This window comes from Shewanella corallii, from assembly GCF_023349125.1.
GTDB classification, from domain to species: Bacteria; Pseudomonadota; Gammaproteobacteria; order Enterobacterales; family Shewanellaceae; genus Shewanella; species Shewanella corallii.
The window spans coordinates 722211-747979 of record NZ_JAKIKT010000002.1 but is presented as its reverse complement, the minus strand read 5'-3'; the positions used below and the strand labels follow the sequence as shown (position 1 = coordinate 747979).

Annotated in this window: 20 protein-coding genes and 1 pseudogene; 11 read left to right on the top strand and 10 right to left on the bottom strand. The window is 50.9% G+C overall.

From position 1 onward, the window contains the following. Positions 1 to 5: 5 nt before the first annotated feature. Positions 6 to 590 (bottom strand): hydrolase, encoded by a 585-nt coding sequence (locus tag L2725_RS08595; protein WP_249248555.1) that lies wholly within the window; start codon positions 588 to 590, stop codon positions 6 to 8. Between the two features lie 275 nt (positions 591 to 865). Between L2725_RS08595 and L2725_RS08590 the strand changes: the two genes are divergently transcribed. Beyond that, a complete protein-coding gene (locus L2725_RS08590; RefSeq protein WP_249248553.1) occupies positions 866 to 1786 on the top strand; it encodes a prohibitin family protein in 921 nt (306 codons plus the stop codon). A gap of 58 nt (positions 1787 to 1844) precedes the next feature. On the opposite strand, the gene L2725_RS08585 is transcribed toward L2725_RS08590, so the two are convergent. The 4 genes from L2725_RS08585 to L2725_RS08570 form a co-directional block, all read right to left on the bottom strand. Beyond that, positions 1845 to 2408, bottom strand: coding sequence for a hypothetical protein (locus tag L2725_RS08585; RefSeq protein ID WP_249248551.1), 564 nt, complete (start codon positions 2406 to 2408; stop codon positions 1845 to 1847). Between the two features lie 239 nt (positions 2409 to 2647). Beyond that, a complete protein-coding gene (locus tag L2725_RS08580) occupies positions 2648 to 3559 on the bottom strand; it encodes a L,D-transpeptidase family protein (RefSeq protein ID WP_249248550.1) in 912 nt (303 codons plus the stop codon). 79 nt (positions 3560 to 3638) lie between these two features. Then, positions 3639 to 4562 carry an LpxL/LpxP family Kdo(2)-lipid IV(A) lauroyl/palmitoleoyl acyltransferase gene (locus L2725_RS08575; RefSeq protein WP_249248548.1) on the bottom strand — a complete coding sequence of 308 codons (924 nt, stop codon included), beginning with the start codon at positions 4560 to 4562 and terminating at the stop codon, positions 3639 to 3641. 781 nt (positions 4563 to 5343) lie between these two features. Then, positions 5344 to 6522, bottom strand: coding sequence for a DUF6602 domain-containing protein (locus L2725_RS08570; protein WP_249248547.1), 1179 nt, complete (start codon positions 6520 to 6522; stop codon positions 5344 to 5346). A gap of 714 nt (positions 6523 to 7236) precedes the next feature. Here L2725_RS08570 and hldE point away from each other — a divergent pair. Together hldE and L2725_RS08560 are read left to right on the top strand one after the other, a co-directional pair. Continuing rightward, entirely contained in the window at positions 7237 to 8667 is a 1431-nt protein-coding gene (hldE, locus tag L2725_RS08565; RefSeq protein ID WP_249248546.1) for a bifunctional D-glycero-beta-D-manno-heptose-7-phosphate kinase/D-glycero-beta-D-manno-heptose 1-phosphate adenylyltransferase HldE, read from the top strand. Then, positions 8667 to 9554: a hypothetical protein gene (locus tag L2725_RS08560; protein WP_249248545.1), complete on the top strand. Its 888-nt coding sequence runs from the start codon at positions 8667 to 8669 to the stop codon at positions 9552 to 9554. The genes hldE and L2725_RS08560 overlap by 1 nt, the downstream gene beginning before the upstream one ends. Here the strand turns inward: L2725_RS08560 and L2725_RS08555 are convergent. The 4 genes from L2725_RS08555 to L2725_RS08540 all read right to left on the bottom strand — a co-directional run bounded on the left by L2725_RS08555 (position 9525) and on the right by L2725_RS08540 (position 12953). Next, positions 9525 to 9794 carry a hypothetical protein gene (locus L2725_RS08555; protein ID WP_115136213.1) on the bottom strand — a complete coding sequence of 90 codons (270 nt, stop codon included), beginning with the start codon at positions 9792 to 9794 and terminating at the stop codon, positions 9525 to 9527. The two genes, L2725_RS08560 and L2725_RS08555, sit on opposite strands and share 30 nt — an antisense overlap. 274 nt (positions 9795 to 10068) lie before the next feature. Beyond that, on the bottom strand, positions 10069 to 11451 hold the full coding sequence (locus L2725_RS08550; protein WP_249248544.1) for an NAD(P)(+) transhydrogenase (Re/Si-specific) subunit beta: 1383 nt from the start codon (positions 11449 to 11451) through the stop codon (positions 10069 to 10071). 6 nt (positions 11452 to 11457) lie between these two features. Next, entirely contained in the window at positions 11458 to 11733 is a 276-nt protein-coding gene (locus tag L2725_RS08545; RefSeq protein WP_205407303.1) for a proton-translocating transhydrogenase family protein, read from the bottom strand. 8 nt (positions 11734 to 11741) lie between these two features. Next, on the bottom strand, positions 11742 to 12953 hold the full coding sequence (locus tag L2725_RS08540; protein ID WP_249248543.1) for a Re/Si-specific NAD(P)(+) transhydrogenase subunit alpha: 1212 nt from the start codon (positions 12951 to 12953) through the stop codon (positions 11742 to 11744). A 274-nt stretch (positions 12954 to 13227) separates the two neighbouring features. On the opposite strand from L2725_RS08540, the gene L2725_RS08535 reads away from it, so the two are divergent. From L2725_RS08535 to L2725_RS08510, 6 genes are all read left to right on the top strand, one after another. Beyond that, positions 13228 to 15009, top strand: a complete 1782-nt coding sequence (locus tag L2725_RS08535; RefSeq protein WP_249248542.1) for an assimilatory sulfite reductase (NADPH) flavoprotein subunit — start codon at positions 13228 to 13230, stop codon at positions 15007 to 15009. Between the two features lie 71 nt (positions 15010 to 15080). After that, positions 15081 to 16772 carry an assimilatory sulfite reductase (NADPH) hemoprotein subunit gene (gene cysI / locus L2725_RS08530; RefSeq protein ID WP_249248540.1) on the top strand — a complete coding sequence of 564 codons (1692 nt, stop codon included), beginning with the start codon at positions 15081 to 15083 and terminating at the stop codon, positions 16770 to 16772. After that, positions 16765 to 17529, top strand: coding sequence for a phosphoadenylyl-sulfate reductase (locus tag L2725_RS08525; RefSeq protein WP_249248539.1), 765 nt, complete (start codon positions 16765 to 16767; stop codon positions 17527 to 17529). Before cysI ends, L2725_RS08525 begins: the two co-directional genes overlap by 8 nt. Before the next feature lie 874 nt (positions 17530 to 18403). Then, complete coding sequence (locus tag L2725_RS08520; protein ID WP_249248538.1) at positions 18404 to 20002, top strand: AMP-binding protein; 1599 nt, start codon at positions 18404 to 18406, stop codon at positions 20000 to 20002. Positions 20003 to 20174: 172 nt separating this feature from the next. Further along, positions 20175 to 21410, top strand: a complete 1236-nt coding sequence (locus tag L2725_RS08515) for a GGDEF domain-containing protein (protein ID WP_249248537.1) — start codon at positions 20175 to 20177, stop codon at positions 21408 to 21410. A 105-nt stretch (positions 21411 to 21515) separates the two neighbouring features. Next, the gene (locus L2725_RS08510; protein ID WP_249248536.1) at positions 21516 to 21746 is read left to right on the top strand and encodes a hypothetical protein; all 231 of its coding nucleotides are present in this window, start codon (positions 21516 to 21518) and stop codon (positions 21744 to 21746) included. A gap of 88 nt (positions 21747 to 21834) precedes the next feature. Here the strand turns inward: L2725_RS08510 and L2725_RS08505 are convergent. Then, positions 21835 to 23886 (bottom strand): annotated as a pseudogene (locus L2725_RS08505) (bifunctional 2',3'-cyclic-nucleotide 2'-phosphodiesterase/3'-nucleotidase); the annotation flags it as partial. Between the two features lie 299 nt (positions 23887 to 24185). Here L2725_RS08505 and L2725_RS08500 point away from each other — a divergent pair. Together L2725_RS08500 and L2725_RS08495 are read left to right on the top strand one after the other, a co-directional pair. After that, positions 24186 to 24569, top strand: a complete 384-nt coding sequence (locus L2725_RS08500; RefSeq protein ID WP_249248535.1) for a BlaI/MecI/CopY family transcriptional regulator — start codon at positions 24186 to 24188, stop codon at positions 24567 to 24569. Continuing rightward, positions 24566 to 25768 carry a M56 family metallopeptidase gene (locus L2725_RS08495; protein ID WP_249248534.1) on the top strand — a complete coding sequence of 401 codons (1203 nt, stop codon included), beginning with the start codon at positions 24566 to 24568 and terminating at the stop codon, positions 25766 to 25768. Before L2725_RS08500 ends, L2725_RS08495 begins: the two co-directional genes overlap by 4 nt. The last annotated feature ends 1 nt before the right edge of the window (position 25769 follow it).

The following is a 25769-nucleotide window of genomic DNA, read 5'->3' as shown; positions in this document are numbered from 1 at the left end:
GCCAATCAGTTGACCGGAGTGCTGGACAAGGTACTCAGCAAAGGTTGGCTGTAGGTCACTTTGGCGATGCGTGGAAATATATAAGTAAAGCTGGTGTTGTGCTGCTGAGTGTCGGCGGCACTGCACAAATCTTCCGGAATAATCAGCTGATAGCCATGTTCCCAGGCGCAACGCGCCGTGGACTCAACCCCGATATTGGTGCAAACGCCGCCCAACACCAGAGTATCTATTCCCCGTCTGCGTAGCTGTAAATCCAAATCTGTGCCATAAAACGCGCCCCACTGGTGTTTGACTATCTGAATATCCTCAGCCTGCACATTGAGTTGTTGCGGAAAGTGCCACCAATTGTCCGGTAGCGCTTCAATGACGGAAGGTTTATCCACCTGCTGACTGAGGGCGTCACCAAAGTCCGGTGACCAACCGACACGAACCCAGACAACGGGCATATTACGATTGCGGAAAGCTTCTGCCAGTTTTGCGGCCCTTTGTACAATATCAGGGGCCATATAGGGGCCACCCACAACCGGCAAAATGCCCTGCTGCAGATCAATAAGTACCAGCGCGGTTGAGGCGGGAGAGAATGCTGCCATGATGATAATCCTGTAGCTGATAATCTGATGTGTGTGCCAACAGGTATTCGCCACGCAAATGCCGAACCTGAGCACCGTACCTAAAACTACTCTCCGCCATTCAAGGTCTCAACATTTACTGCCTTAAGATTTATTCACCTGTCTGACGGACTGAAATTGAATTTTTGACATATTATGTCGTAATATGCCATTGTGTTGCATCTGTTAACAGAATGAAATCAGCCTTGGGGGGGCTGTTGCCACGGGAGTGGTGCCTTGAAGATCAGGAGGATTGAATGAATAAACAGATTAGTAGCAAATTGGCCTCGGGTGGCGCAGGTAAAAAGGTCGTAGCAGGCGCTGTGGTTGCAGTGATAGCTTTGGGCGCAATGCAGGTGTTTTATACCATTGATGAAGGTCATGTCGGCATCGTGAAGCGCTTCGGTGAGGCCACGGATCAGGTTAATCCTGGCCTGCACTTTAAAGTACCTTTTGCTGATGGCGTGGAAGAGCTTGAAATCCGTACCCGTAAGAACCAGGAACAATTGAAGGCATCAACCCACGAGCAGATGCCGGTTCAGGCCGAAGTGAGTGTTAACTGGACTGTGGTGCGTTCTGAGGCTTTCGAGCTTTACAAAAACTATGGTGGTTTGGATCAGTTTGAAAACCGTATTCTGGATCCGCGCCTGCGCAGTGCCACCAAGGATGCCATGGCTCGCTTTAAAGCTGAGCAGATAGTGCAGAACCGTGGCCAGGTTATCCAGAAGATTGAAGAAACCCTGATGGATACCATGAAGGAGTTTCCGGTGAAACTGGACAGCGTTCAGATTGAAAACCTGGTGCTGCCACCCAAGTATCTGCAGAGTATTGAAACCAAACAGACAGAGAAAAACCTTGCGGCTGCTGAAATGCACAGACTTGAGCGCCAAAAGTTGGAAGCGCAGCGTGAGGTTAATACCGCAGAAGCCAAGCGGGATGCAGAGCGTGCCAGAGCTGATGGTCGTGCTTATGCCATTACCACAGAGGCGAAAGCAGAAGCTGAAGCGATTCGGTTGAAAGGTTTGGCTGAAGCCGATGCCATTAACAAGAAGGCTGAAGCCATTAAACAAAGCCGGGTGCTGGTGGACTATGTTAAAGCTCAGCAGTGGGACGGCAAGTTACCCACTACGGTTATGGGTGGCGATCAGGACATCCTTTGGAATATGAAGGGGCAATAATTATTGCTGACCCAAAAGAGGAGGCATTGGCCTCCTCTTTTTTTGACTGGACACTGTATTAACCCCGAAGTGCCCGGCTGATTTCAGACAGTGATGGCTCACCTGCATAGGGCTGCCACTGACGTACCGGCAAATCATCACCTGACAGGGTTCTTACCCTGTATTCGCCATTGTGATATTCCAGCACCCTGATGCTGCCTTTCGGAGTCAGGAAATAGTTTGGGGCGTTACCCATATCCAGAAAAGCATGGTCGCCAGGCCCCGGCAGCTCACGGCCTTTGTTAATTAACCGGGCAACACCATGATTGTCATCATTGCTTTTGACATGGGTATGCACCACAAATCTCACCTGGTTGGTGTCAATTTTGAAGCTGCAGCTGTGGTTGGTACAACGGGTTGGCATAATCAGGGTGCCATCTTTCATCACTGCGCGAGCCTGCTCAACGCGTCTGTTGTCCGGCAGGCTGCACAGTATCGCGATGGCCTGCTTATCCATTGCCGATGTAGCGACTACATTAGGTTTGTTGGGTTGAGCGATGGAGTTAACCTGAGAGCCAGAAGCCATGGCATTAAAACTGGAAAGAACTATCCCTGTCACCAGCATAAGAACAGGGAGTCTCATGTGTTATCGGTGAACGCAAATGTGAGTCAAAAGGGCGCGGATTGTAGAGGTGAAATATCAGCCTGTCTTTGATGTTGATCAGCTTTTGCTAATATCGGTTTTCAGGTTTGTGCTCAACCGGGGTGGTGGTTTCGAGGTGAGTGTGTGCTGACTTTTTTATCTTGTTGATATTTCAGACTTCAGGCGGAAATTAAAAAACGGCACTCAAGGTGCCGTTTTTTATGTTTGTAGATTTCAATCTATGGATTGATTCTTGTTGGCATGCCGCTTCTGTCTTCCAGCAGACGTTTTATTACAAAGGAGTCGGTATCTCTGTGGGCCACAAATCGGGCAATGGCAGGTGACAGTTCCAGCGGGACAGGTGCATTGGACTCAAACTCTGCCTCAGTGCGTGACAGTGGCTGATGCACCTCCAGATAGCGGGCTCCGTCAGGTTCTTCAGTGGCTTTAATCGGCTGATTGACAAACTGTACCCGGGTACCGACCGGCACTTCGTGGAATAGCTCTTCGATATCTTCATTACGCAGACGAACACAGCCCTGACTTACCCTGAGGCCAATACCAAAATCAGCATTGGTACCATGGATGGCGTACAGGTTACCGATATAGATGGCAAACAGGCCCATGGGGTTGTCCGGTCCTGCCGGCCATACTTTAGGCAGGGTTTCACCTCTGGCTTCAGCTTCTTTATGCATGCGTGCAGTGGGTGTCCAGGTGGGGTTGGCCTTCTTACGGTAAACCTGAGTTACCCACTTCTCGGGGGTATCACGACCCACCTGACCAATGCCTATGGGCAGCACACGTACAAAGTCTTCGCCCTTAGGGTAGTAGTAGAGTCGCATTTCAGCGATATTGACCACTATGCCTTTACGCGGCGCGTCGGGCAGGACCAGTTGATGAGGAATAATGATTCGGGTGCCGGGCTTGGGCAGATACGGGTCTACACCGGGATTGGCTTCCATCATATTGGTCAGGCCCAGTTGGAAACGGGCGGCAATGGATTCCAGGCTCTCACCGTTATCCTGAACAATATAGTACTGGTTCTCTCCAACCAGACGGCTGTCTTTAGCTGGCAGCAGATAGTCCGTTGCCAGTGCGGGCAGAGATACCAGTCCGACCAACACTGTCAGCATCAAACGAATCGACTTCATAATTGGGTATTCATTCCTGATTTTACGCTAGCGGCAAAGTGCCGATAGCGCCGCATCCTCAACCATTTGGCACCGAAAATCAATATAAGGAAGCATCTTCCTCATTGGGACGGGTCTTGAAGCGGCGATGCAGCCACATATATTGTGCCGGGCTGCGGGCGATAATCTCCTCGATAATGCCGTTACCTCTAATGGCATCCTCCAGTTCATTTTCGCCGGGGAAGTTATCCAGTGGTGGCATCACCTCAATGGTATATCCCCTGTCATCCTCGTTGCGCTTTACAAAGAAGGGCAACACTCTGGCTTTACCCAGTTTGGCCAAAGTGGTCCCGCCGGTGATGGTGGCGGCTTCTTTAACGCCGAAGAAGGGAATAAATACGGCGCTGGAGCGGCCAAAATCCTGATCTGCGGTATACCAGATAACATCTTTACTGCGCAGGCAACGCACCATCTGACGCAGATCCCGCTTGGGCACCAACGCCTTGTTGGAACGCAGGCGACCTTTGACCTGCAGATACTCAAGCACAGGGTTATTGTGGGGGCGGTAAACTCCAACACCGGGTTGGAATTGACCGAAAATGCGGGCGCCCATCTCCAGCGGCAGGCAGTGCACGGCAAACAGGATAACGCCCTGACCGGCGTCTATGGTTTGCTCAACATGCTCCTGGCCTTTGATGGTCATATGTTTATGGATTCGGGAATCAGACCACCACCAGGCGTTGAGGGTATCGAAAATCGCCTTGCCGGTTTCCTCAAAGTTACGTACCAGCAGCTGCTCACGCTCATCTTTTGGCATCTCAGGAAAACAGAGCTCAAGATTGCGTTTGGCTGTTTTCACCCGGCTTTTCACCAGCTTCATCGCCAAACGGCCTATGCCGGCCCCCAATTTCATCTGCAGTCGCATTGGCAGCAGCATGGTGAGTTTCATCAAGCCAATACCCAACCACAGAAGCCAGTATCTGGGATGGCAAAGTTGAAGAGAGAATTGTGCAGCTGTTACCACTGTGTCCTCGAGATCCCTGAGAAAAAGAAGAGGTTATTCTAACGCCTGTTTGGAATCTGACCAATCGTAATCTGGACTCAGCCCGACAGAGCAGACCATAGCGGTTTTTTGACCGGTTTCGTTCGGTTTGTCCTCCTCTGATGGATGAGCCGCCGATATCGTCCGGGTAGACCTCTTTGGGGTTTTGATTGGTATCTGTGTTTGCTGCTTTGCCAGCTGCACTTGGCTGACATTGCATTAGTCCCTGGGGGACCCGCTGTTGGCGGAGGTGATTGCCGTTCCGGCAATGTAAAGTCGTGGAGCTTCGCCGCCACAGTTGTTGTGAGCAGAGGAATAACCAAGCTACGCTTGGTAGAAGATCGCGGGCTTCCAGCCCACACCCGGGTCAGGGGTGTTGCTTGTTCAGCACCCCTAACAACCCCAAGGACACCCCAACCGAAGTTGTGACCCATCGTGATTAGCATGCAATGCACGCGACCAGTGCCGATTCGCCGAAGTACATCCATGTCCTTCACTCCCCGCTCGGCTATCCTGCCTCGCGCTCGTGAGCTTATCGCTTTGCGATACTCGCCCATGGCTCAGCGGCACTTACGCTGTCATTCATGACAGCGCCCGCTATTGCAATCTAATCCCTCCGGCAACTTCAGACGGGGACTGGGTGCAATCTGCCACTTCCGTGTTATGCATTTTGGGACATTAGCTACTTGAGGGGCGAGGGAATTAGCGCCTTGCTCTGCGGGAGGAGCGAAGCGACGATCCGCAGCAGCAACTTGTTAAACCACTAAATTGACATAAGTTCATCGACTGTATAATCCTGATTCTCTACAAAATCACTCGATTCTAAAGAGCCAAAATCGACTGCATAGTTTTTGTTATCTATTTCAATTGGAATTGGTTGGTAAGTTGAACCATCTCCAATGGGATGCCCCTGTTTGTTTCGAGTAATACCGCCGCTAAGTATCGATTTTTTGTTATGTGGGTTGAATTCATAAATTGTTAAGTCTAAATCATAATGTTGTTCAGCACCTTGAGGAACTTGACCATAGGCATTTACAAAATGCTCTCTTAGCGGGACTGGCTTTGAGGATTCCACAATCTTTTCAATAGCTTTAGCGGTTAGTTTCTTAACCTCAGTCTCTCCACCATCGATAGGGGTCAGCATGAGCTTGTCGTGTCTACGCACCTTGTGCACACCTTCAATGTGAGGCATATCAAAATATTCTTGAAGGTTTAGACTTTTTAATTGGATGGAGTTTAATTCGTCCAAGAACTGCATATAGAGTCTAAGAAGTGTATGCCGACCAGTTTTTCTTAAGCTGCATAAATCTTCAACATTTTCCGGAAGGGTATACTTATTGAATTCACCTCTCAATTTTCCTCTTGGCCCAATTAGCCCCATTCCTATTACAGCCACAAAATCTGGTCTAAGAGTAATATCGTCAATTTGAGAATCTAACTCTTTTAATTGTTTTGCAATTGCTTCCATGCTTCTGTTAGAGCCATAAGCAATAACAGCGGTAACTGGAACGGCAGGCCCCATACCTAATGACATTCCAGAATTGGGGTTATGTGTAAAACCAGTTTTGGGCAACATCCTTTTAAATTTAACAATATTCTCATAGGCATCTTGAAGTTCTGTGCTATCAAGATTGGACTTCATGCTAATTGCTCCGTATACACTTTCAGCTGGGTAGACGGAATGAGAGGATGATTTAATAAATAGCGGGCAATGATCATTATCAAATATGACGATATCCAGTTCACCACTTACATCGTTTTGCGAACTTATTACTTCGCCTCGTCCAGTACCGTATTTACGAGGCAAATATTCAGCAAGAAAATCGCGGAAAGCGTCCTCACGAATATCTCCTTTACCACCATGGTGTTTCACTTGTGTCGATTTTGTAAATTCGGCAATCAATTGGATGCTTATTGATTCGAATACTTTATGCAGATCCATAATCTTCCCTAAGGTTTAACCTTTGTATAATATGCATGCTCGTTTGTCACCTCTGACTAGTGAAAATCGTGCCGCTATTTTGATATATTATTCAATAAGTTAGCAATGGAAGTCCAGATTAAACTTTGAGCAAAAGCGTGCCGACACATTATCTGCCTGCCTTTCGCCTGTTATCTACAGTTCAATACGCCCCATGACTCTGAGTTTAATGACTATTAAAAATTTCCACTCAAAAAAAACCGTGCCATGCACAGCAAATGCAACTTTGGGGCAATTCTGGGTTTGAGGGATACACCAGTCCCCGTCCGACGCTGCCGAAGGGGAATGAGAAAATGGTGTAGCGAGGCATGGATGCCGATGCAGCGACATCGAATCATGGACGAGCGTTTGTCGCGTTAGCCAATTTTCGAAATGAGCCTGAGGAGCTTTCAGCGTTGGTTGGGGCGTCCTTGGGGTTGTTAGGGGTATTGGACGAGCAATACCCCTGACCCGGGTGAAGCCTGGAAGGCTTCGATGTTCTGGCAAGCGAAGCTTGCCTGCAAACCCAATTGCGATGCTAAATGCAATTGGCAGATGCAGATGCAGATGCAGATGCGAAGCTGCGAAACCTCCTGCAAAGCGGAGCTTTGCAATCACCTCCCACCACTTTGATAGCGCAAACTACCGCAGTTGAGTACAATCAGCCCCAATTTACACAAAAATTGATTGAGCGCTATGAAGGTTACTCTGCCAGCATTTGAAAAAGCCCGGGTATTGGTTGTGGGCGACGTAATGTTAGACCGTTATTGGGTCGGTCCAACCGGACGAATTTCCCCTGAAGCCCCGGTGCCTGTGGTGCAGATCAATCAGATTGAAGACAGACCTGGCGGCGCGGCTAACGTGGCGCTGAATACTGCCACTCTGGGTGGCCAGGTTCAGCTGGCAGGTCTGGTAGGGCAGGATGATACCGCTCAGGCGCTGACCCGTGGCATTGAAGCTCTGGGCGTGTCTCCACGCTGGCATGCGGTTGATAATAAGCCAACCATTACCAAGCTGAGAGTCTTGTCCCGTAATCAGCAGCTGATCCGTCTGGATTTTGAAGAAGCTTTCGCCCGTGCTGACAGTGACGCTTTGCTTGAGCAGAGTGAAGCCCTGCTGGACAGTGTTGATGTAGTCGTGCTGTCAGATTATGCCAAGGGTGCCATTGCTGACCCACGTGCCTTTATCGCCAGCGCTAACGCCAAAAACGTCAAAGTGTTGGTGGACCCAAAAGGTTCTGACTTCAGCCGTTATCATGGTGCTTTCCTGCTGACGCCCAATATGAGCGAGTTTGAGGCGGTTGTCGGTAAGGTTGAGTCTGAAGCTGATCTGGTTGCCAGAGGCCATGAACTGCTTGAGAAACACCAGCTGGGCGCACTGCTGGTGACTCGCTCTGAAAAGGGGATGACGCTGATTACCCGTGATATGCCTGAGCTGCATATTCCTACTGTTGCCCGTGAGGTCTACGATGTGACAGGTGCTGGTGACACAGTGATTTCCGCATTGGCGACAGCTATCGCAGCAGGTGCATCACTGCCACAGGCTTGCGCGATAGCCAATACTGCAGCCGGTGTAGTCGTGGGCAAACTCGGCACCTCTACAGTGTCCCGTATTGAGCTGATCGAAGCGCTGAATCTGACTCAGGGTGAGTCAGGTTTTGGTGTCGTCAGTGAAGATCAGCTGGCTTATGCACTGGAGCAGGCCAAACTGCGTGGTGAGAAGGTGGTGATGACCAATGGCTGTTTCGACATTTTGCATGCCGGTCATGTCAGTTACCTGAAAGAGGCCCGTAAGCTGGGCGATCGCCTGATAGTTGCTGTGAACGATGATGAGTCTGTGCGTCGTCTTAAAGGCGATGGCCGTCCGGTAAACCCTGTGGATCGCAGAATGGCTGTACTGGCTGGTCTTGCTGCCGTGGATTGGGTAGTGCCGTTTGCCGAAGATACACCGCAGCGGGTGATCTCCCGTCTGCTGCCCGATCTGCTGGTGAAAGGCGGTGACTACCGGGTAGAAGAGATTGCCGGTGGCGCCGAAGTTATGGCCGCAGGTGGCGAGGTTAAAGTGCTTAACTTTGAAGATGGCATCTCCACCACCGCCATTATTCAAAACATTATGTCCCGGCAGTAATGCTCAGTGCCGGGCTGCTGATCTCCAGTCTTTGGGTTAATCTGCAGGGGCAGGCAATTGACCCGCAAGTCGACACACCGGTGGCGCTGGTGTGTCAGGTATCAGCTCTCGCGCCCTGTTTGACTCTGCTGCCTCCCGCGGTTTACACGAGTTTGCCCAATGCTGACAGACTGTTGGTTTCCCTTGGGCGTCGCGGGGCAATGGCAGTTCCAATCCAGTCCGGCTCTATCGCCGGTCTGGTGCTGATGGCACCGGAGCGACTTCCTGCTCAGATCCAAACCATAGTTGGTGGTCACTCCCACAGACTTGAATTACCCCGTCAGCAGCAATTGACGCTCTGGCATGAGCTTGGGCATCTGCATATCTCATCACTTCCCGGTTCAACTGCCTATTCTGCCTGGCAGCATGAAGTACTTGCCGATCTGTATCTGCTTTGGCTTGCTGCCCGGAACGAAGGTGATTTTCAGGGAGGTTGGCAGCAGTACCACAGAAGAAACCTGCAACTGCTTAATGATATCGGGCATTTGAGTCATTGGAGCGTGCCAGTACTCTTTACCGCCCTGAAAACCTTCACTGTCCGGCAGTTGCTGGCCATGTCCGATTTCAATGACCTGATAGCTCAACTGGCACTGTTGCCGGGGGGGAGTGGTTGGCCAGAACCGGATGAACTTAAAGAGTACGCCAGCCTGACCAAACGCTTGTTTGGTGCAGGTTCGGTGCAGGCTTTACCGGGTTATTTGTACTGGAGAAGGGAGCGGTTGGGGGATTGGCTGGTGCCAAGCTTACAGGAATTAATGGGAGAGCAGGGCGCTGCGCAGCTCATGAAAGAGCACGCCCTGGGGTCTGAAAATGGCGCTTCAGTGGGTGCGCAGCGTAATATCAGGTGAGAAGTTAATCTCTCCGTCTGCGTCTATGGTCGCCAGCTGGTTGTTCAACCTGGCGATAGCAACAGCCTCGGTTGAAAAACTGTTTCTGACGAACAAAAGCTCGTACCCAAGTTTCACCAGACCATAGAAAGCGAATCTCTGTACCGCATTCAGTCGCTCCCAGTGATCTACTGGCTCTGAGGCCATAGATCGACGGTCTTCAACGTTCAATTGATGGCAGTTAGCTGCTACCGATTGCATATTCCCTCCTGAAAGGGTGGCCCTGTGCGGGAGAGCCACATTATGTTGCCACTAAGCTACTATGAGCTGAAGTAAATGATTTTGCTGATTTTATTATTATTTTGTTGTTATATTTATGTGAATATATAAGCAGCGGATCAAATAATGTTCAAGTGAAATTGCGTCATATTTGATATGAAAAAGCTATGAGTGAGCTGAAGCTCCTGTAAACAGGGAGTTTTGATCAACAAAAAAGCCGACGATGCCGGCTTTAGTTTGTGCTCATGGTTTTGCTTCAGTCTGCTTCTTTCAGATTTTGTGTCAGCTCTACAATGGCCTTTTTGCCATCGCCGAACAACATTAGGGAGTTGTCCATAGCAAACAATGGGTTAGGCAGACCGGCGAAGCCTGGGCTGAGTGAGCGCTTAACCACCACCACAGTACGGGCCTTATCCACGTTCAGAATCGGCATGCCGTAAATTGGGCTGCCCTTATCTTCACGGGCCATAGGGTTGGTCACATCGTTGGCGCCGATCACAATAGCCACATCAGTTTGTTCAAACTGTGGGTTGATTTCGTCCATCTCTACCAGTTGTTCATAAGGAACTTCTGCTTCAGCCAGCAGTACGTTCATATGGCCTGGCATACGACCGGCAACCGGGTGAATTGCGTACTTCACATCTGTGCCACGACCTTCCAGTATGCTGGCTAAATCACGCACAGCGTGCTGGGCCTGAGCCATTGCCAGACCATAACCTGGCACAATCACTACCCGCTCTGCGGTCTCCAGTAGCATGGCAACCTCTTCAGGAGAGGAGGATTTCACTTTACCGGCATAGACTTCATCAGCATCCACTGTCTCACCGCCTTCGGCCATCACACCGAAGAGTACGTTGAACAGTGAGCGATTCATCGCCTTACACATAATCTGAGTCAGAATAATGCCTGACGCGCCGACCAGGGAGCCGGAAACAATCAGTACTGTGTTGCCTGTGATAAAACCTGTAGTTGCCGCTGCAATACCTGAGTAGGAGTTCAGCAGGGCAATAACAACCGGCATATCTGCGCCGCCAATTGGCACTACCAGGAAGATACCCAGCGCCAGAGCTACTGCAACCAGAATATAAACATTGGTCAGGTTGTAAGGCTCGGCCACCAACATGCCGCCAAGTACCAGCGCAGCAACCAGCAGTACGGCATTAATCACCTTGTTGCCCGGTACCCGGATAGGATTACCTGAGATGAGCTCCTGCAGCTTACCGAAGGCGATAAATGAGCCTGACAAAGTCACACCACCAATCAACACTGTCGCGGCGATAGATACCAGTGCCACCGTGTGGGTTGCAGACTCAGGGTCGATAAAGTTGGCCAGGGCGATAAAGAGCGAAGCACCACCACCGAAACCGTTCAGCAGCGCTACCATTTGCGGCATGGCTGTGACCTGGATTTTTACGGCCATAATGCCGCCAATCACAGATCCCACCAAAATACCGGCGATAATCCATTCATAGCTGAGGATGTTTTTGTCAAACAGGGTTACCACCACCGCAATAAACATACCCAGAGCAGACAACTGGTTGCCACGCACCGCAGTGCGAGGCTTGGTCATGCCTTTTATCCCCAAAATAAACAGACTGGCTGCAATCAAATAAGCCAGATAGATAATTGTTGTACTCATGTCGGCTTATTTCCTCTTGAACATGGCGAGCATGCGGTTGGTAACCAGATAGCCGCCTACCACGTTAATGGTTGCCAGCACGACGGCGATAAAGCCCAGCAGATTCACCCACCATCCGGCGCCGCTACCGGCGGCCAACAGGGCACCCACCAGAGAGATACCGGAAATGGCGTTGGAGCCAGACATCAGAGGTGTATGTAGAGTTGGTGGAACTTTGGTAATCAGCTCAACCCCGAGGAATACAGCGACCACAAACAGGGTCAGCAGAAGTAGCAGTGATATTGATTCCATTATTCTGTCTCCGTCCCAGCGTTGGTTTCAGTTGATGCCGCTTCGGCTTCAGGTTTGGCAAGCTCTGGCATACCGGCCAGTTCTCTCAATCTGGTGTTAACCAGCGCGCCACCGTGACTCACGACAGTGTCTTTTACGATTTCATCTTCAAAATCCAGCTGCAGTTGACCCTGGTCATCCAACAGCAACTTCAGCAGATTCTCCAGGTTGGTGCCATACATCTGGCTGGCATGGGTAGCAGCCGTACCGGCGATATTTTTCGGGCCCAGAATGGTCACACCATTGTGAACTACCTCTTCACCAGCCTGGGTCAGCTCACAGTTGCCGCCGGTTTCAGCGGCCAGATCCACAATCACGGAACCAGGCTTCATGGCTTCCACCATAGCTTTAGTCACCAGCACAGGGGCTTTACGACCCGGGATAGCCGCTGTGGTAATCACCACATCCTGCTGCGCCAGCACATTGGCCATTGCCTGCTGCTGACGGCGGATAAAGTCATCACTCTGTTCTGTGGCGTAGCCGCCTTTGGTCTCTGTGTTCTCGGCTTCGATATCCAGTTCCACAGGCTTGGCACCAACAGACAGGATCTGTTCGCGGGCCGCCGGGCGAATATCATAGGCTTCCACTACAGCCCCCAGACGCTTGGCGGTGGCACAGGCTTGCAGACCGGCAACGCCAACCCCCATCACAAAGGCGCGGCAGGGCTTAAGCGTACCGGCTGCTGTCATCATCATGGGGAACAGGCGGGGAGCATACTGCGCCGCCTGAATCACGGCTTTATAACCTGCGATAGTGGCCATGGAGGAGAGCACGTCCATGCTCTGAGCCCGGGTTATACGGGGGATCAGCTCAAGCGCAACTGCTGTCATACCAGATTCGGCTGCGTCAGCCAGGGTCTGGTATTGCACCAGGGGATCCATCATACCGATAACCAGCTGACCCTCTCGGGTATGGGCCCTTAGCTCATCCAGTTGTTCGTCTTTGGCATTCACCACAGTGATGATATCGGCATCACGAAGCAGGGCTGCGCGATCTGTGATCAGGGTCGCACCTGCATCCACATACTCTTGATCCGGATATCCGGCGGCAACACCGGCACCGGCTTCCACAAGCACCTGTATTGGTTTTTTCATCAATCGGGAAATATTGGCCGGAGTTAATGCAACTCGGGTCTCCTGATTGGTGGTTTCTTTTGGCAGACCTATCTTCAACGGGATAACCTCGCTTCTCAGAATTCGGGATATTGGTCACGGAAAGGTTCAGTATTGTGGCAAGCCTTTCTTTTTCCACAAGCATTACCCAACAACCTTGGCAGAAATTCACCCACGAAGAATGATTTGTTTGCACTAGGTCACAAATTTTGTAGCGCAAAAAAGCATCAATGCATATACCAAACAGTAATAAAAGATTAAATTTTATTCTTTTTGCTTATCTTTAACGGGGCTAAGCTGACGCCTACATAAAGTCACAGGGCCGCAATCAACCATGTCGTTAAAGGAACTATCTCAATTCAGCGCTTTGCTGTCTGCCCCCCAATTGGACCAATTAACCCGGCTAACGGCCGATATGTCACCTCTGCAATTGGCCTGGGTCAGTGGTTATCTGGCAGCTTCGGCTTCTGAGCCGGGACAGAGTCAGGCTCAATCCGGTGAGCAGGCCCAGCAGCTGACAGTGCTCTACGGCAGCCAAACCGGCAATAGCCGTGGTGTGGCAGAAGCGCTGGCGCAGCGAGCGGCTGAGGCCGGATGGCAGGTCAATCTCACCTCTATGGGAGATCTGAAGCCAAAGCAGATTAAGGATGAATCATTACTGGCGTTAGTGGTGTCTACCCATGGTGAAGGTGAAGCACCGGATGATGCTATCGAATTGCATCAGTTTTTGGCCTCAAAGCGAGCGCCCAAACTGGATGGACTGAAATATTCAGTGTTGGCACTGGGAGATTCCAGCTATGAGTTTTTCTGCCAGACGGGCAAGGACTTTGATGAGCGGCTGGCTAACCTCGGGGCCGAAGCTTTGCTGCCCCGGGTGGACTGTGATGTGGACTTTGAAGATGCCGCCGAGCAGTGGCAAGTTCAGCTTCTGGAAGCACTGGCTCCTCATCAGCAGGCAAGGACTCAAACACATACCTCTGCCGTTGCGGGAGGATTCTCGGCAAGCGACTACAGCAAGCAGAAGCCCTACAGTGCTGAACTGCTGGTGAGCCAGAAGATTACCGGCCGCGATTCCGACAAAGATATCCGTCATGTGGAGATAGATCTGGGTGAGTCAGGTTTGAACTACCAACCCGGTGATGCCCTTGGCGTTTGGTTCAATAATCATGACGCTTTGGTGGAAGAGCTTGTATCGGTACTCAAGCTTGATGGCGATGCTCAGGTCAGTATTAAAGATCAGACACTTAGCCTGCAACAGGCGCTACTGGAAAAGCGTGAATTGACTCAGCTCAGTCCCGCGCAGGTGCAGGCGTGGGCAGAGTTAAGCGGCGATGCGGAGCTGCAGGCGATCGCTTCCGACAAGGATGCGCTGCGAGGTTTTATTCATCGGCATCAGCTTGCTGACCTGGCAAAACGCTGGCCTGTGTCTGTAGAGCCACAACAGCTGGTGGATCTGCTCAGACCTATTACGCCAAGACTCTACTCCATTGCATCCAGCCAGGCCGAAGTGGATGAAGAGGTTCATCTCACTGTGGCTTTGGTGGCTGACGAGCATTATGGCGATACCCGTTTCGGCGGTGCCTCCCATTTTCTGGCTGCGGCTGAAGAGGGGCAAACAGTCAGGGTTTATGTAGAGCCAAATAAGCATTTCCGTCTGCCGGACAACCCGGAAACTCCTGTAGTGATGATAGGTCCGGGCACGGGGGTGGCACCGTTTCGAGCCTTTATGCAGCAGCGTGAAGCCGATGGCATCAATGGCAACGCCTGGCTGTTTTTTGGTAACCCACATTTCGAGCAGGACTTCCTGTACCAAACCGAGTGGCAGCAGTATCTCAAATCCGGAGTGCTGGAGCGTTTGGATGTGGCTTTCTCCAGAGATCAGGCACACAAGGTGTATGTGCAGCACAGGATAAAAGAGCAGGGTGAGGCGCTTTGGCAGTGGCTTGAGCGTGGGGCGCACCTCTATATCTGTGGCGATGCGGAGCGTATGGCAAAGGATGTCCATCAGGCGTTGCTGGATGTCATCGCTGACCATGGCGGCAAAACCCGGGAGCAGGCTGAAGCCTATCTTGAGAACCTGAGAGCCGACAGGCGTTACCAGAAAGACGTGTATTAAGCAGGATTAAAGGTATACAGCGCTGGGCTGTATCTACCTGAGTAACAGATAAAAGTGCAGAGGCATCAGCCATGAGTGAGCAGAAGTTAGCAATCAATGAATACCTGAAAACCGACAGTGACTACTTACGAGGCACCATTAAAGAGGGACTGGACAGTCAGGTAACAGGTGCTTTCAGTGATGGTGATCAGCAGTTGATCAAGTTTCACGGTTTTTATCAGCAGGATGACAGGGATCTGCGTAATGAGCGTAAGGCGCAGAAGCTGGAGCCACTTTACTCCTTTATGCTCAGAGCCAGGGTTCCAGGTGGTGTGTGTACCCCGGAGCAATGGCTGGGGGTGGATAAGATTGCCACCGAGCTGACCAGCTCCAACTCGATTCGTCTGACCACACGGCAGACGTTTCAGTACCACGGTATTCCCAAGCGTAATCTGAAAACCATCATTCAGGGGCTGGATAGAGAAGCGCTTGACTCGATTGCTGCCTGTGGTGATGTGAACCGTAACGTGATGTGTAATCCAAACCCGGTGGAGTCCAGGCTTCATGCCCAGGCGTTTGAATGGGCCAAGAAGCTGTCGGATCATCTGCTGCCTCACACACAGGCCTATGCAGAAATCTGGTTGGATAAAGAGAAGCTGCTGACCACGGAAGATGAGGTGGAGCCCGTCTACGGCAAAACCTATCTGCCCCGTAAGTTCAAAATGGCTGTGGCTGTGCCGCCGGATAACGATGTGGATGTGTACACCAATGATTTGGGCTTTATTGCTGTGGCTGATAATGGCGAGCTGGTGGGCTTTAATCTGGTGGCCGGTGGCGGTATGGGGTCCACCCATGGCGAGGTGGAAACCTTCCCCCGTTTAGCGGATGACTTTGGCTTCATTAAGCCAGAAGACACCATGAAGTTTGCCGAGGCTGTGATGACAGTGCAGCGGGACTGGGGGAACAGGGTTAACCGTAAACGTTCCCGCCTTAAGTACACCATAGTCGATCATGGTTTCGACGCCTTTAAAGCCGAGGTAGAAAAGCGTGCCGGGGTTAAATTTGAAGCGCCAAGGGACGTAACCATAGGCGACAGAGGCGACAGATACGGCTGGGTAAAAGGTGTCGATGAGAAATGGCATCTGACCCTGTTTATTGAAGGCGGCCGGATTATCGATTATCCGGGCAAGCCACTGCAAACCGGTATGCGTGAGTTGGCGAAAATCCATAAAGGGGATTTTCGTATGACATCAAACCAGAACATTATCATTGCCGGTGTGGCCGAGTCGGATAAATCACAGATAGAGCAGATTGCTGCCAATCACGGCCTGTTGGTGGATGTCAGTCCCAGTCGGGGACACTCCATCGCCTGTGTGGCTTTGCCTACCTGTCCTCTGGCCATGGCCGAAGCGGAGCGTTACTTCCCTGAGTTTATGGACAAAGTAGATGCACTGCAGGCCAGACATGGTATCGCCGAACAGCCCATTGTAGTGCGTATGACTGGATGCCCCAATGGCTGCGCCAGACCTTTTGCTGCTGAAATTGGCCTGGTTGGTAAGGCGCCCGGTCGATATAACCTGTATCTGGGCGCTAACTTTGAGGGCACCCGATTGAATAAACTCTACCGGGAGAACATTCAGGAAGCGGAAATTCTGGCAGAGCTGGGTGCCCTGTTTGAAGGGTATGCTGGTCAGCGTCTTACTGATGAAACTTTTGGTAATTACTGTGTCCGTTCTGAGGTGATTAAACCTGTTATTGATGCAGCGAGGGATTTCCATGGCTGATTTCAATCACTATCCTGCCAGCCCTTATTCGAAGGAGCAGCTGGAAGATGTCTTGCAGGGGGGCGAACACTCAGGGTTATTGACTGAAGTGAATGCCTGGCTGGAACCTTTGACCCCTTTGCAAAGAGTGGCATGGGCGCTGGATTATTTGCCCGGAAACCAGGTGTTGTCATCCAGCTTTGGTATTCAGGGCGCCCTGATGTTGCATCTGGTCACTCAGGTCCGCCCCGATATTCCTGTGGTGCTGACGGACACTGGATATCTGTTTGCTGAAACCTATCAATTTATCGAGCAGTTAACCCAGAAGTTGAACCTGAATCTCAAGGTATATCGTTCGTCACTGACTCCGGCATGGCAGGAGGCCAAATTTGGCAAGCTGTGGGAGCAGGGATTGGATGGACTGGAGCGTTACAACCGCATCAATAAGCTCGAGCCCATGCAAAGGGCGCTGGAAGAACTGGAAGTAAGCACCTGGTTTGCAGGCCTGCGTCGCAGCCAGTCTTCCACCCGGGAATCACTGCCTGTTCTGGGGGTGCAAGCGGGACGTTTTAAGTTCTTGCCTGTGATTGACTGGAGCAACAAACAGGTTCATGAGTATCTGGTAGAAAATGATCTGCCCTATCACCCGCTGTGGGATCAGGGATATGTATCGGTTGGTGATACTCACTCAAGCAAGCCACTGGAGCTGGGAATGACCGAAGAGCAGACCCGGTTCAATGGCTTAAAGCGGGAGTGTGGTCTGCACTTTGATATCTAATATGATGATGGCGACAGAGCAGATTTAATCCTGTGAGCCTGTAGGAAGATGCTGATTATCGGGAGATTCTGATTAAACTCCCGATATCTAGCTCTATATGAATAGGTAAAAAGTCTATTTAGGTTGCAAATATGCTCAGGTTTCCCTTCTTTCCGAGCCTCTTATTTGCTTGTGGATAAGATCTGAAGCTTGTCTCCATACCTATTAGGTGGTGCTGAACCCTTGATGTAGTGGAGTTTTGACTAGGGTTTGGTGAGTTGTATTCATACTTTTGTACATTTTTACTAACAAGGTTATGCACAGATTTTAACTTTGTTATATAGTCAAGTCTCCCGTAGATGGTTTTTTGAGCAAAAGCCGGGCAATCAGGTGAGTGTTCTCGCTGGCGCATGGCCCAAGGAGGCTTCCGACCTGTTTTAGGTTACCGTTTTGGTTCCAACAGGTTCTCCTCCGGATTCAGGGACGAATCCTGCAGATGTTCAAATTAACCAAAGGCTGCATTTTGCAGCTTCTTGATTGGTTGGCTTGCTGGCGCATGTTGAACTAATCAGTGCAGCTCCCCCGGACAGTGCTCGTCACCACTGTCCGGGGAGGCGCAAAAGATTCCTTCTATATATTCCTATCTATAAGTTTTTAATGGTTTTACTCAGGTTTTTGGTTATTGACCAGGGCTCGCCATTACTAATACTCTGGGTACCTCCATCACGATACCAGTTTGCGTGGAAGTCGCGCGATCCAGCGAAAATACACAGTGCTGATTTCATGCCTGACAAGGATGATCTGTCCGGATAAGGCAAAGAGACTACTGTGCGTTGAACTCCCGCTGTGTCAGGGCTGCTGCGCAGATTGATGATAATAACAACGGAAGGTAAAGATGGTATTTGATACAGAATCAACACTGGACACCGGGCGTTATCAAACTCTGCCGCAACTGATTGAAACTGCTGTGGCTAAATTTGGTGATAAGCCTGCCTACGCCTGCTTGGGTAAAAGTCTGACATTTAACGAGATAGATACCTATTCCAAAGAATTTGCCGGATATCTGCAACAGTCAGGACTTCAGGTGGGAGACAGGGTCGCGATTCAACTGCCCAACCTGACTCAATTTGTGATTGCCGCCTATGGGGTATTGCGCGCGGGTATGGTGCTGGTTAATACCAATCCGCTTTATACCGAGCGTGAGCTCATTCACCAGTTTAATGACAGTGGCGCCAAGGCGTTGGTGGTGCTGTCGGATCTGTTGCCGATTCTGGCGAAAGTGGTCAATGAAACCCAACTTGAGCTGGTGATCTCTACCCATGCCATGGACTTAATTGATCCTCAGCCTCAACCCAGTACGGGCCTGAAAAATGTGGTATTTGTTGAGGCTCTTAGGATAGGACGTGAACATGGCTTTCAGCCGGTGTTGGTGGACAGTGATGCGTTGGCAGCATTGCAATATACAGGGGGGACAACTGGCCTCTCTAAAGGTGCCATGCTGAGCCATGCCAATCTTATCGCCAACGCTTTGCAGTGCAAGTCACGTCTCGGCAATAAACTGGTGGAAGGGGAAGAGGTGTTTGTCGCTCCTTTGCCCATCTACCATATCTATGCCTTCCTGGTGAATTTGGTGCTCTACTTTGAGTGTGGTGGCTGCTCTGTGCTGATCCCCAACCCCAGAGACATTCCTGGCATGATCAAAACCCTGTCTCAATATCCCTTTACCGGATTTGCCGGGCTGAACACCCTGTTTATAGGTCTCTGCTACCAGGAGAGCTTCCAGCAGCTGGATTTCAGTCATCTTAAAGTGACCATCTCTGGCGGCACGGCATTAACCGAGGCGGCTTCTGATCTCTGGCGTGACACAACGGGTTGTACCATCAGCGAAGGTTATGGTTTGTCTGAGACCTCTCCGGTAGTGTCCCTTAATTGCCCTGGCAAGGAGATGTTGGGCACTATAGGGAAACCTGTACTGGCAACAGAAGTCAGAATTATTGATGACGAAGATAATGAAGTGCCTGTTGGCCAGGTGGGCGAGTTGGCGGTTCGGGGCCCTCAGGTGATGTCTGGATATTGGCAAAAACCTGATGAAACTCAGGCTGTGTTTACTGCTGACGGATTCTTCAAAACCGGTGATATCGCCATGGCGCTGGAAAACGGTATGCACACTATTGTGGATCGCAAGAAAGACATGGTGAATGTGTCCGGCTTTAACGTGTATCCAAATGAAGTGGAAAACGTGCTAGCCAATTATGAAGCCGTAATGGAGTGTGCTGTCATCGGTGTGGCAGATGAACGAACCGGTGAAGCGGTGAAAGCTGTGATTGTATTGACTCAGGATGCCACCGCCGGAGAGCAAACCCGACAGGCAATCGAAGAACATTGCCGTTCTCAGTTAACAGCTTATAAGGTTCCAAAATATATAGAGTTTGTTGAACAACTGCCGAAGAGTACAGTGGGCAAAATTTTGCGCAGAGAGCTGAGAAACCAATAGCCTGTAACAATAAAACAGCGGGTCATCCCGCTGTTTTTCTGTCTGCTGTTTTGGTTTGCCGAGACTTGGGTCGCTTTATGAGTTGCACACGCTTTATACTTATCATTCATATGTTTGTGACGAGGCTGCTGATGATTAACCGGCTGCCTCCGTTTTTCTGTTGTAAGGGGCTATGAATCTAACTGGACTGATAAAGTCGGCTGGAGGCCGCATTTTACTGCAGCTGATGGCTGCAATAATCCTGATTGTCACTCTGAATCCACTCAGAGCGGTCACGGCTCCCTATCCCGAGCTGGTGCTGTTATTTCCCTATTTGCTGCTTGGCACTGTGCTGCTGCTTAGCCAGTTGTTCAATCAACTCAGAACCGGTTTTCTGGCGGTGTTGATGCTGCTTGCTTATGCCATTATCCAATTAAGGTTGCAGCAGCCTCTGCCGGAAGCCAATACCCGCTTCGCCTATCAGTTATTGGCGCTGATGATGCCGCTGAACCTGCTGCTGGTTTTGGCTTGGCCTGCGCGCAGACTATTGTCGCCCGGTGGATTTGGTTTTCTGCTGTTTATCGGCCTGCAGTTGGTGGCTGGTTACTGGCTGACAGGCACTATCCAGCCAGAGCAGTTGCTGTCATGGCGGGAAACCTATTTGATGACGCCGGGAGAACTAACCCCTCTACCGATACTGCTGTTGCTGCTGGGGCTGGTGGCCATCTGTGGCGCTGCGCTGGTGATGAGTTATCGCAATACCGGGGCCGATATGGCCGCACTCACGTGTCTGATAGCCACTGAGCTGACCCTGGTCTATTTTCAGGAGTCGATGATCTCTTCACTGGCTTTTTCTCTATGCGGTGTTCTGCTGATTATCAATCTTATCTACCGTAGCCATGAGTTGGCTTTTATCGATTCTCTGACCCAAATACCCGGACGCAGGGCGCTTGAAAATGAGATGAAGCATTTGGGCCGCCACTATGCGCTGGCGATGATGGACGTAGATCATTTTAAGAAGTTTAACGACACCTATGGCCATAAGATGGGCGATGACGTGCTGCGGCTGATGGGTAAGTTGATGCAGGACTATGCGGGTAAAGCCAGGGTTTATCGCTATGGCGGTGAAGAATTTACCATGCTGTTTAAGGGGCAGGATGCCAGAGCCAGTGAGGATCACCTGAACGAGTTTCGTGAGGCGGTGGCTGACTATCCATTGGCGATTCGGGATGAAGACAGGGACAAGGATGATCAGAAAGGTAAGCAGCGCAGGGGCACCAAATCCAAAGTAAAAACTGTCAACGTCACCATCAGTATTGGCGTGGCAGATTATCAAGACGGCAAGACCCCTCAGGAAGTGATGAAGGTGGCTGATGAGTTGCTTTACAAGGCTAAAAAGGCCGGTCGTAACTGTGTGGTGACCAGTTAAGTTTGAGTATTTTTCTAACTGTCTGATTTAACTGGTTGGTGGTTCAGTTTTTGTACAGGCTGATCGGGGTACTGTGTATTCACAGAAACACAGTAAGGAGTCGCCATGAAGAAAAATCTGATTTGCCTGAACACCTGGACCATTATCGGGGTACTGTTTGCCGCCATTCTGGGGGTGCTTTATGGTGTGGGTGAAGTGGATGGCCTGACAGCTTCACTGGTGTTTTTGCTGGGCAGTTGGACCTATATGCTGGTAGACCTGCGCAGCAAAGAGCATGCTGCCGAGGCTAACTCCTGTGAACACTGTGCTGAAGAGGCTGGAGCAGGAGCTCATTAGCCCGATCCCCTTGAACTGAAAATGAAGCCCGATGGCGATTACCGACCGTCGGGCTTTTTACTTTTGGCTTTATTGGGGACCAGGGGTTTTCCTGGCTCATATCCAGTTGATAGACAGCGAACCCAAGCTCATCCACACCGGTTTTTACCATAGGACGCTTTTGCTGTTCGGCCACAAAGCGGTCGGCTTTATCACTGCTTTGGGTTTGCACCAACACATTCAACTTCGGATTGCTGATATTCACCAGCCCCCAGTTATGGTCGGCACTTGGGTTTACTGAGCCATGGGTTGAGGTTTGCTGTTTGATATATGCCGCCAGCACTTCACGGTTGGTGTCCGGCAGTTCCATCACTACATATTCAGGGCCGGTACCGGCAAACTGGCCGCCATAGGCGCGATAATTATTGGTCGCCACAATAAAGGACTGCGCGGCGAACGCTTCACCTGTGAGTGTATTCCCCTTGTCATCGGTATAACTCAGGGATGTTATGCGGCTGGCATTCGGGTTTACAAGTTGGCAGTTTCGGTCAAATCTGGCGGGTTGGGTAATATCGATACGGTATTGGATGCCGTCAATCACATCGAAGTTAAAGGTGGGGTGGGTCCAGTTAATCAATGACTGAGGTGAAGTACTTTGTGGATCAATCTGATTGAATTGATTGGCACTGCACTCCAGCCAGTCTTTCAGCTCTGCACCTGAGACTTTTACCGCCACCATGGTATTGGGGTAGAGGTAGAGGTCGGCAGCATGGCGGAACTTCAGCTCACCGCTATCAACTTCAACGTATTGAGCCGCGTCGGCAGGAGTTTTATGGCGTCCACCGGCTTTGAATGGGGCGGCGGCTGATACAACCGGTATCCCCTCATAATGCTGACGTTCATTGTCCGGCAAGTCGGCGATAGCCTGTTTGACTCTGGCTATTTGAGCGTCGGCGACTATCTGGACTGTAGGGTCATCCTGGATCAGTGACAGAAAGCTGTACATATTAGCGCGGGCTTTACCAATAGGGGCATCAACAAAATCCAGGGTGCCCTCATGCTCATGGGCAATACTGCCATGAATATGTGCATCTGCCGTAACTAATGGCGCCTTTTTTCCACTGTCGAAGATGGGTTTAGCCTGGGCGCTCGAATCTATCACCTGCCATTGGCCGTTGCTCAGGGTCAATGTGAGGTCAACTATCCCCAAATTATCTCCCCAGCGACCTGGCATCACAGATGGCACGCCGTTGAGCAGGCCTTTTTTGATGTCGGTATTAGGCAGCGAGCTGTAATCCGGATGGGGGAATACGGCATGGCTGTGACCAAACATAATGGCATCGATACCTTTCACCTGAGTCAGGGCATAGCTGGCATTTTCAGCATCCGGGTCGTGAGGGGCGGCAGCAGAGCCAATACCAGAGTGGGGGATAGCAACAATAATGTCTGCACCAGCTTGTTTCATCAGCGGCACATAGGTATTGGCAGACTCAACTATGCCTTTCGCGTAGACCTTTCCGTGCAAATGGGCTCTGTCCCATTGTTCGATCTGCGGTGGCACAAAGCCGATATAGCCGATATTAAGCGTGTGAGTCTGGCCTTGAGTATCCACTACCCGGGTAGGTTTTATCAGCCAGGGGTCAAACAGAGGTTGGTCTTTGTTGATGCCGGGCAGGCAGTTATCAACAGCACAATAGACGTTGGCACTGATGTAGGGGAAATTGGCGCCTGCGACAGCCTGGCTGAGAAACTCCAGGCCATAGTTGAACTCATGGTTACCTATATTTCCCACGGCATAGTTAAGGGTGTTCATCGCCTTGTATGCCGGGTGCAACTGCCACTCTTGCAGGCTGAGTGACGCCATGTAGTCGCCCATAGGGCTTCCCTGTAACAGATCGCCATTGTCCACCAGAACATGGTTTGCTGCTTCATCCCGGGCGGCATGGATAAGGGATGCTGCTCTGGCCAGGCCTATGGTGGGGTCTTCAACACCTTTGAAGTAGTCGAAGTCCATCAGGTTCATATGCAGATCTGAGGTTTCCAGTACCCTCAGCTCTACCACAGGATCCTCTTTGGCGGGGGGAGTGCTACACCCTGTCATTAAAATCACCCCTGCCAGTGCCGGAGCGGAGGCGGCTAATTTCCCTGTTACTGCTTTCATACTGCGTTATCCCTGCTGTCAATCTGAGCGCATTATATGCAGCTGAGACAATAGATTGAAGGCCGCTTAATTATTGAGCTGTTACGTCAAGTTTCCGTTTTGTCCGCTACAGCCTGCTCTCCGAACCATCAGCTGATCTTTAGACATAGTTACCACTTCTCATCCTTTCGGATGAATTTTGAACTGCCCCCTTGTTCTCACTGACTACAAATGTAATTTTAAGTTTGGATTACGTTTGTAGGCAAAGGTCTGTTTGCGCACAAGAGTTGCTGCAGACCAATAGCTGAATGAGGGACAGGATGAACGAAATAAGCAATGCAGAGCTGGTGGTGCTGAACCTGCTGTGGCAACGGGGCACATTAACCTCTGCTCAAGCGGTTGAGGTGCTGCAGCAAACGGATGCTGGCAAAGACTGGCATGAAAAGACCATCAAGACACTGCTTAGCCGCCTGGTAAAAAAACAGGCAATAGGGTTTGAAAAGCAGGGGCGGGGTTACTGCTATTTCCCGCTGCTTGAGCAGGAAAGTTATCAGCGTCAGGCCAGTCACTCTTTTATCGACAGGCTGTTCAGCGGCAGGCTGGCTCCCCTGGTGGCAGGTTTTGCCAAAGATAAAAGCCTGACGGCGGAAGATGCCGCCGAACTGCAAAAATTGCTGGATGAGTGGAAGGATAACAACGCATGATGGCTTTTCTGAGCGCTCAGTTTATTGGCCTGACCCTGATCTGTGTGCTGTTGCTTGTCTCCAGTCAGCAAAGAGCCAAAGGCGGCGCTGATCTGGCTTATCTCTACTGGTGGTTGGTGCCATTGCAGTTGTTGACCGGTTTATTGGTTACCTTGTGGCCTGCTTGGTTTGCCGCCGCAGAAAGCTCTTTGCTAGCTGACAAAATCAGCTACTACAGTGTCAAAGCGATTGCCTCTCAAGAGCATGTCTCATCCTGGTTTTGGCCTTCTCTGCTGTTTATCTGGCTTGGTGGGGCGGCGTTGATGTGGGCCACAGCCTTGCTGCAATGGCTTAAGGTCAGAGCCTTGTTGGCTCACGGTCAGCCGATTGAGCTTATCTCCAGTCCCTTGCCTGCCTGGCTGGTGGACAGTGACTCTGCCATGCTGGCGGGTGTGCGCAATCCTGTGCTTCTGCTGCCACGAACCTTTCCGACACTCTCAGCTTTTGAGCAGCAAAGCATTATCAGGCACGAACTGGTGCACTGGCACCGCCGGGATATTCCCGCCAACCTGATGGCCTGGAGCCTGCTTAGCCTTTGCTGGTTTAACCCCATATGTCATCTCGCATACCGCAGATTCCGGCAGGAGCAGGAGCTCGCCTGTGATGCCAGCGTTTGCCGAAATATGAATAAAGATCAACGCATTGCCTATGGCCGTTTGTTGTTGGCTCAGGCTCAATCCAGACCGCTGGCCATGTTGGCTACCCAAAGCGGTAACAAACACACACTCAAGGAGAGAATTATGCAGCTTAAACATCACAATATGGCGGGCAGAAGTCTGGTTGTGGCTATGGTACTGGTAGGGGCAATGGGCTTGGTTGCACTTTTCAGCAGCCAACAACTGATTGCCGGTGAGAGCAAGCGGGGGGATCACCCTTATCCGAAAGTACGCATTGAACCCACCTATCCAGCCAAGGCGGTTGAAAATAAGCTGGAGGGTTATGTGCAGCTGTCATTTGATATCACGCCTGCGGGCAAGGTTAACAATATTAAGGTGCTCAAATCATTGCCTGAGGGGGTATTTGACCAATCGGCAGCAGAGGCATTGGCGCAATGGCAATATGAGGCCAGTAGCCAGGGCGCGTCGGGCAGTAAGGTTCAACTGGATTATCTGTTAGCGCCTGCCGATGAAGTGGAGCGTATTTCGGTTACAGCCAGGTAAG

Coding starts and splice junctions, on each gene's coding strand:
- L2725_RS08595 (WP_249248555.1), bottom strand. CDS start 590: ATGGCAGCATTCTCTCCCGCCTCAACCGCGCTGGTACTTATTGATCTG.
- L2725_RS08590 (WP_249248553.1), top strand. CDS start 866: ATGAATAAACAGATTAGTAGCAAATTGGCCTCGGGTGGCGCAGGTAAA.
- L2725_RS08585 (WP_249248551.1), bottom strand. CDS start 2,408: ATGAGACTCCCTGTTCTTATGCTGGTGACAGGGATAGTTCTTTCCAGT.
- L2725_RS08580 (WP_249248550.1), bottom strand. CDS start 3,559: ATGAAGTCGATTCGTTTGATGCTGACAGTGTTGGTCGGACTGGTATCT.
- L2725_RS08570 (WP_249248547.1), bottom strand. CDS start 6,522: ATGGATCTGCATAAAGTATTCGAATCAATAAGCATCCAATTGATTGCC.
- hldE (WP_249248546.1), top strand. CDS start 7,237: ATGAAGGTTACTCTGCCAGCATTTGAAAAAGCCCGGGTATTGGTTGTG.
- L2725_RS08560 (WP_249248545.1), top strand. CDS start 8,667: ATGCTCAGTGCCGGGCTGCTGATCTCCAGTCTTTGGGTTAATCTGCAG.
- L2725_RS08555 (WP_115136213.1), bottom strand. CDS start 9,794: ATGCAATCGGTAGCAGCTAACTGCCATCAATTGAACGTTGAAGACCGT.
- L2725_RS08550 (WP_249248544.1), bottom strand. CDS start 11,451: ATGAGTACAACAATTATCTATCTGGCTTATTTGATTGCAGCCAGTCTG.
- L2725_RS08535 (WP_249248542.1), top strand. CDS start 13,228: ATGTCGTTAAAGGAACTATCTCAATTCAGCGCTTTGCTGTCTGCCCCC.
- cysI (WP_249248540.1), top strand. CDS start 15,081: ATGAGTGAGCAGAAGTTAGCAATCAATGAATACCTGAAAACCGACAGT.
- L2725_RS08525 (WP_249248539.1), top strand. CDS start 16,765: ATGGCTGATTTCAATCACTATCCTGCCAGCCCTTATTCGAAGGAGCAG.
- L2725_RS08520 (WP_249248538.1), top strand. CDS start 18,404: ATGGTATTTGATACAGAATCAACACTGGACACCGGGCGTTATCAAACT.
- L2725_RS08515 (WP_249248537.1), top strand. CDS start 20,175: ATGAATCTAACTGGACTGATAAAGTCGGCTGGAGGCCGCATTTTACTG.
- L2725_RS08510 (WP_249248536.1), top strand. CDS start 21,516: ATGAAGAAAAATCTGATTTGCCTGAACACCTGGACCATTATCGGGGTA.
- L2725_RS08500 (WP_249248535.1), top strand. CDS start 24,186: ATGAACGAAATAAGCAATGCAGAGCTGGTGGTGCTGAACCTGCTGTGG.
- L2725_RS08495 (WP_249248534.1), top strand. CDS start 24,566: ATGATGGCTTTTCTGAGCGCTCAGTTTATTGGCCTGACCCTGATCTGT.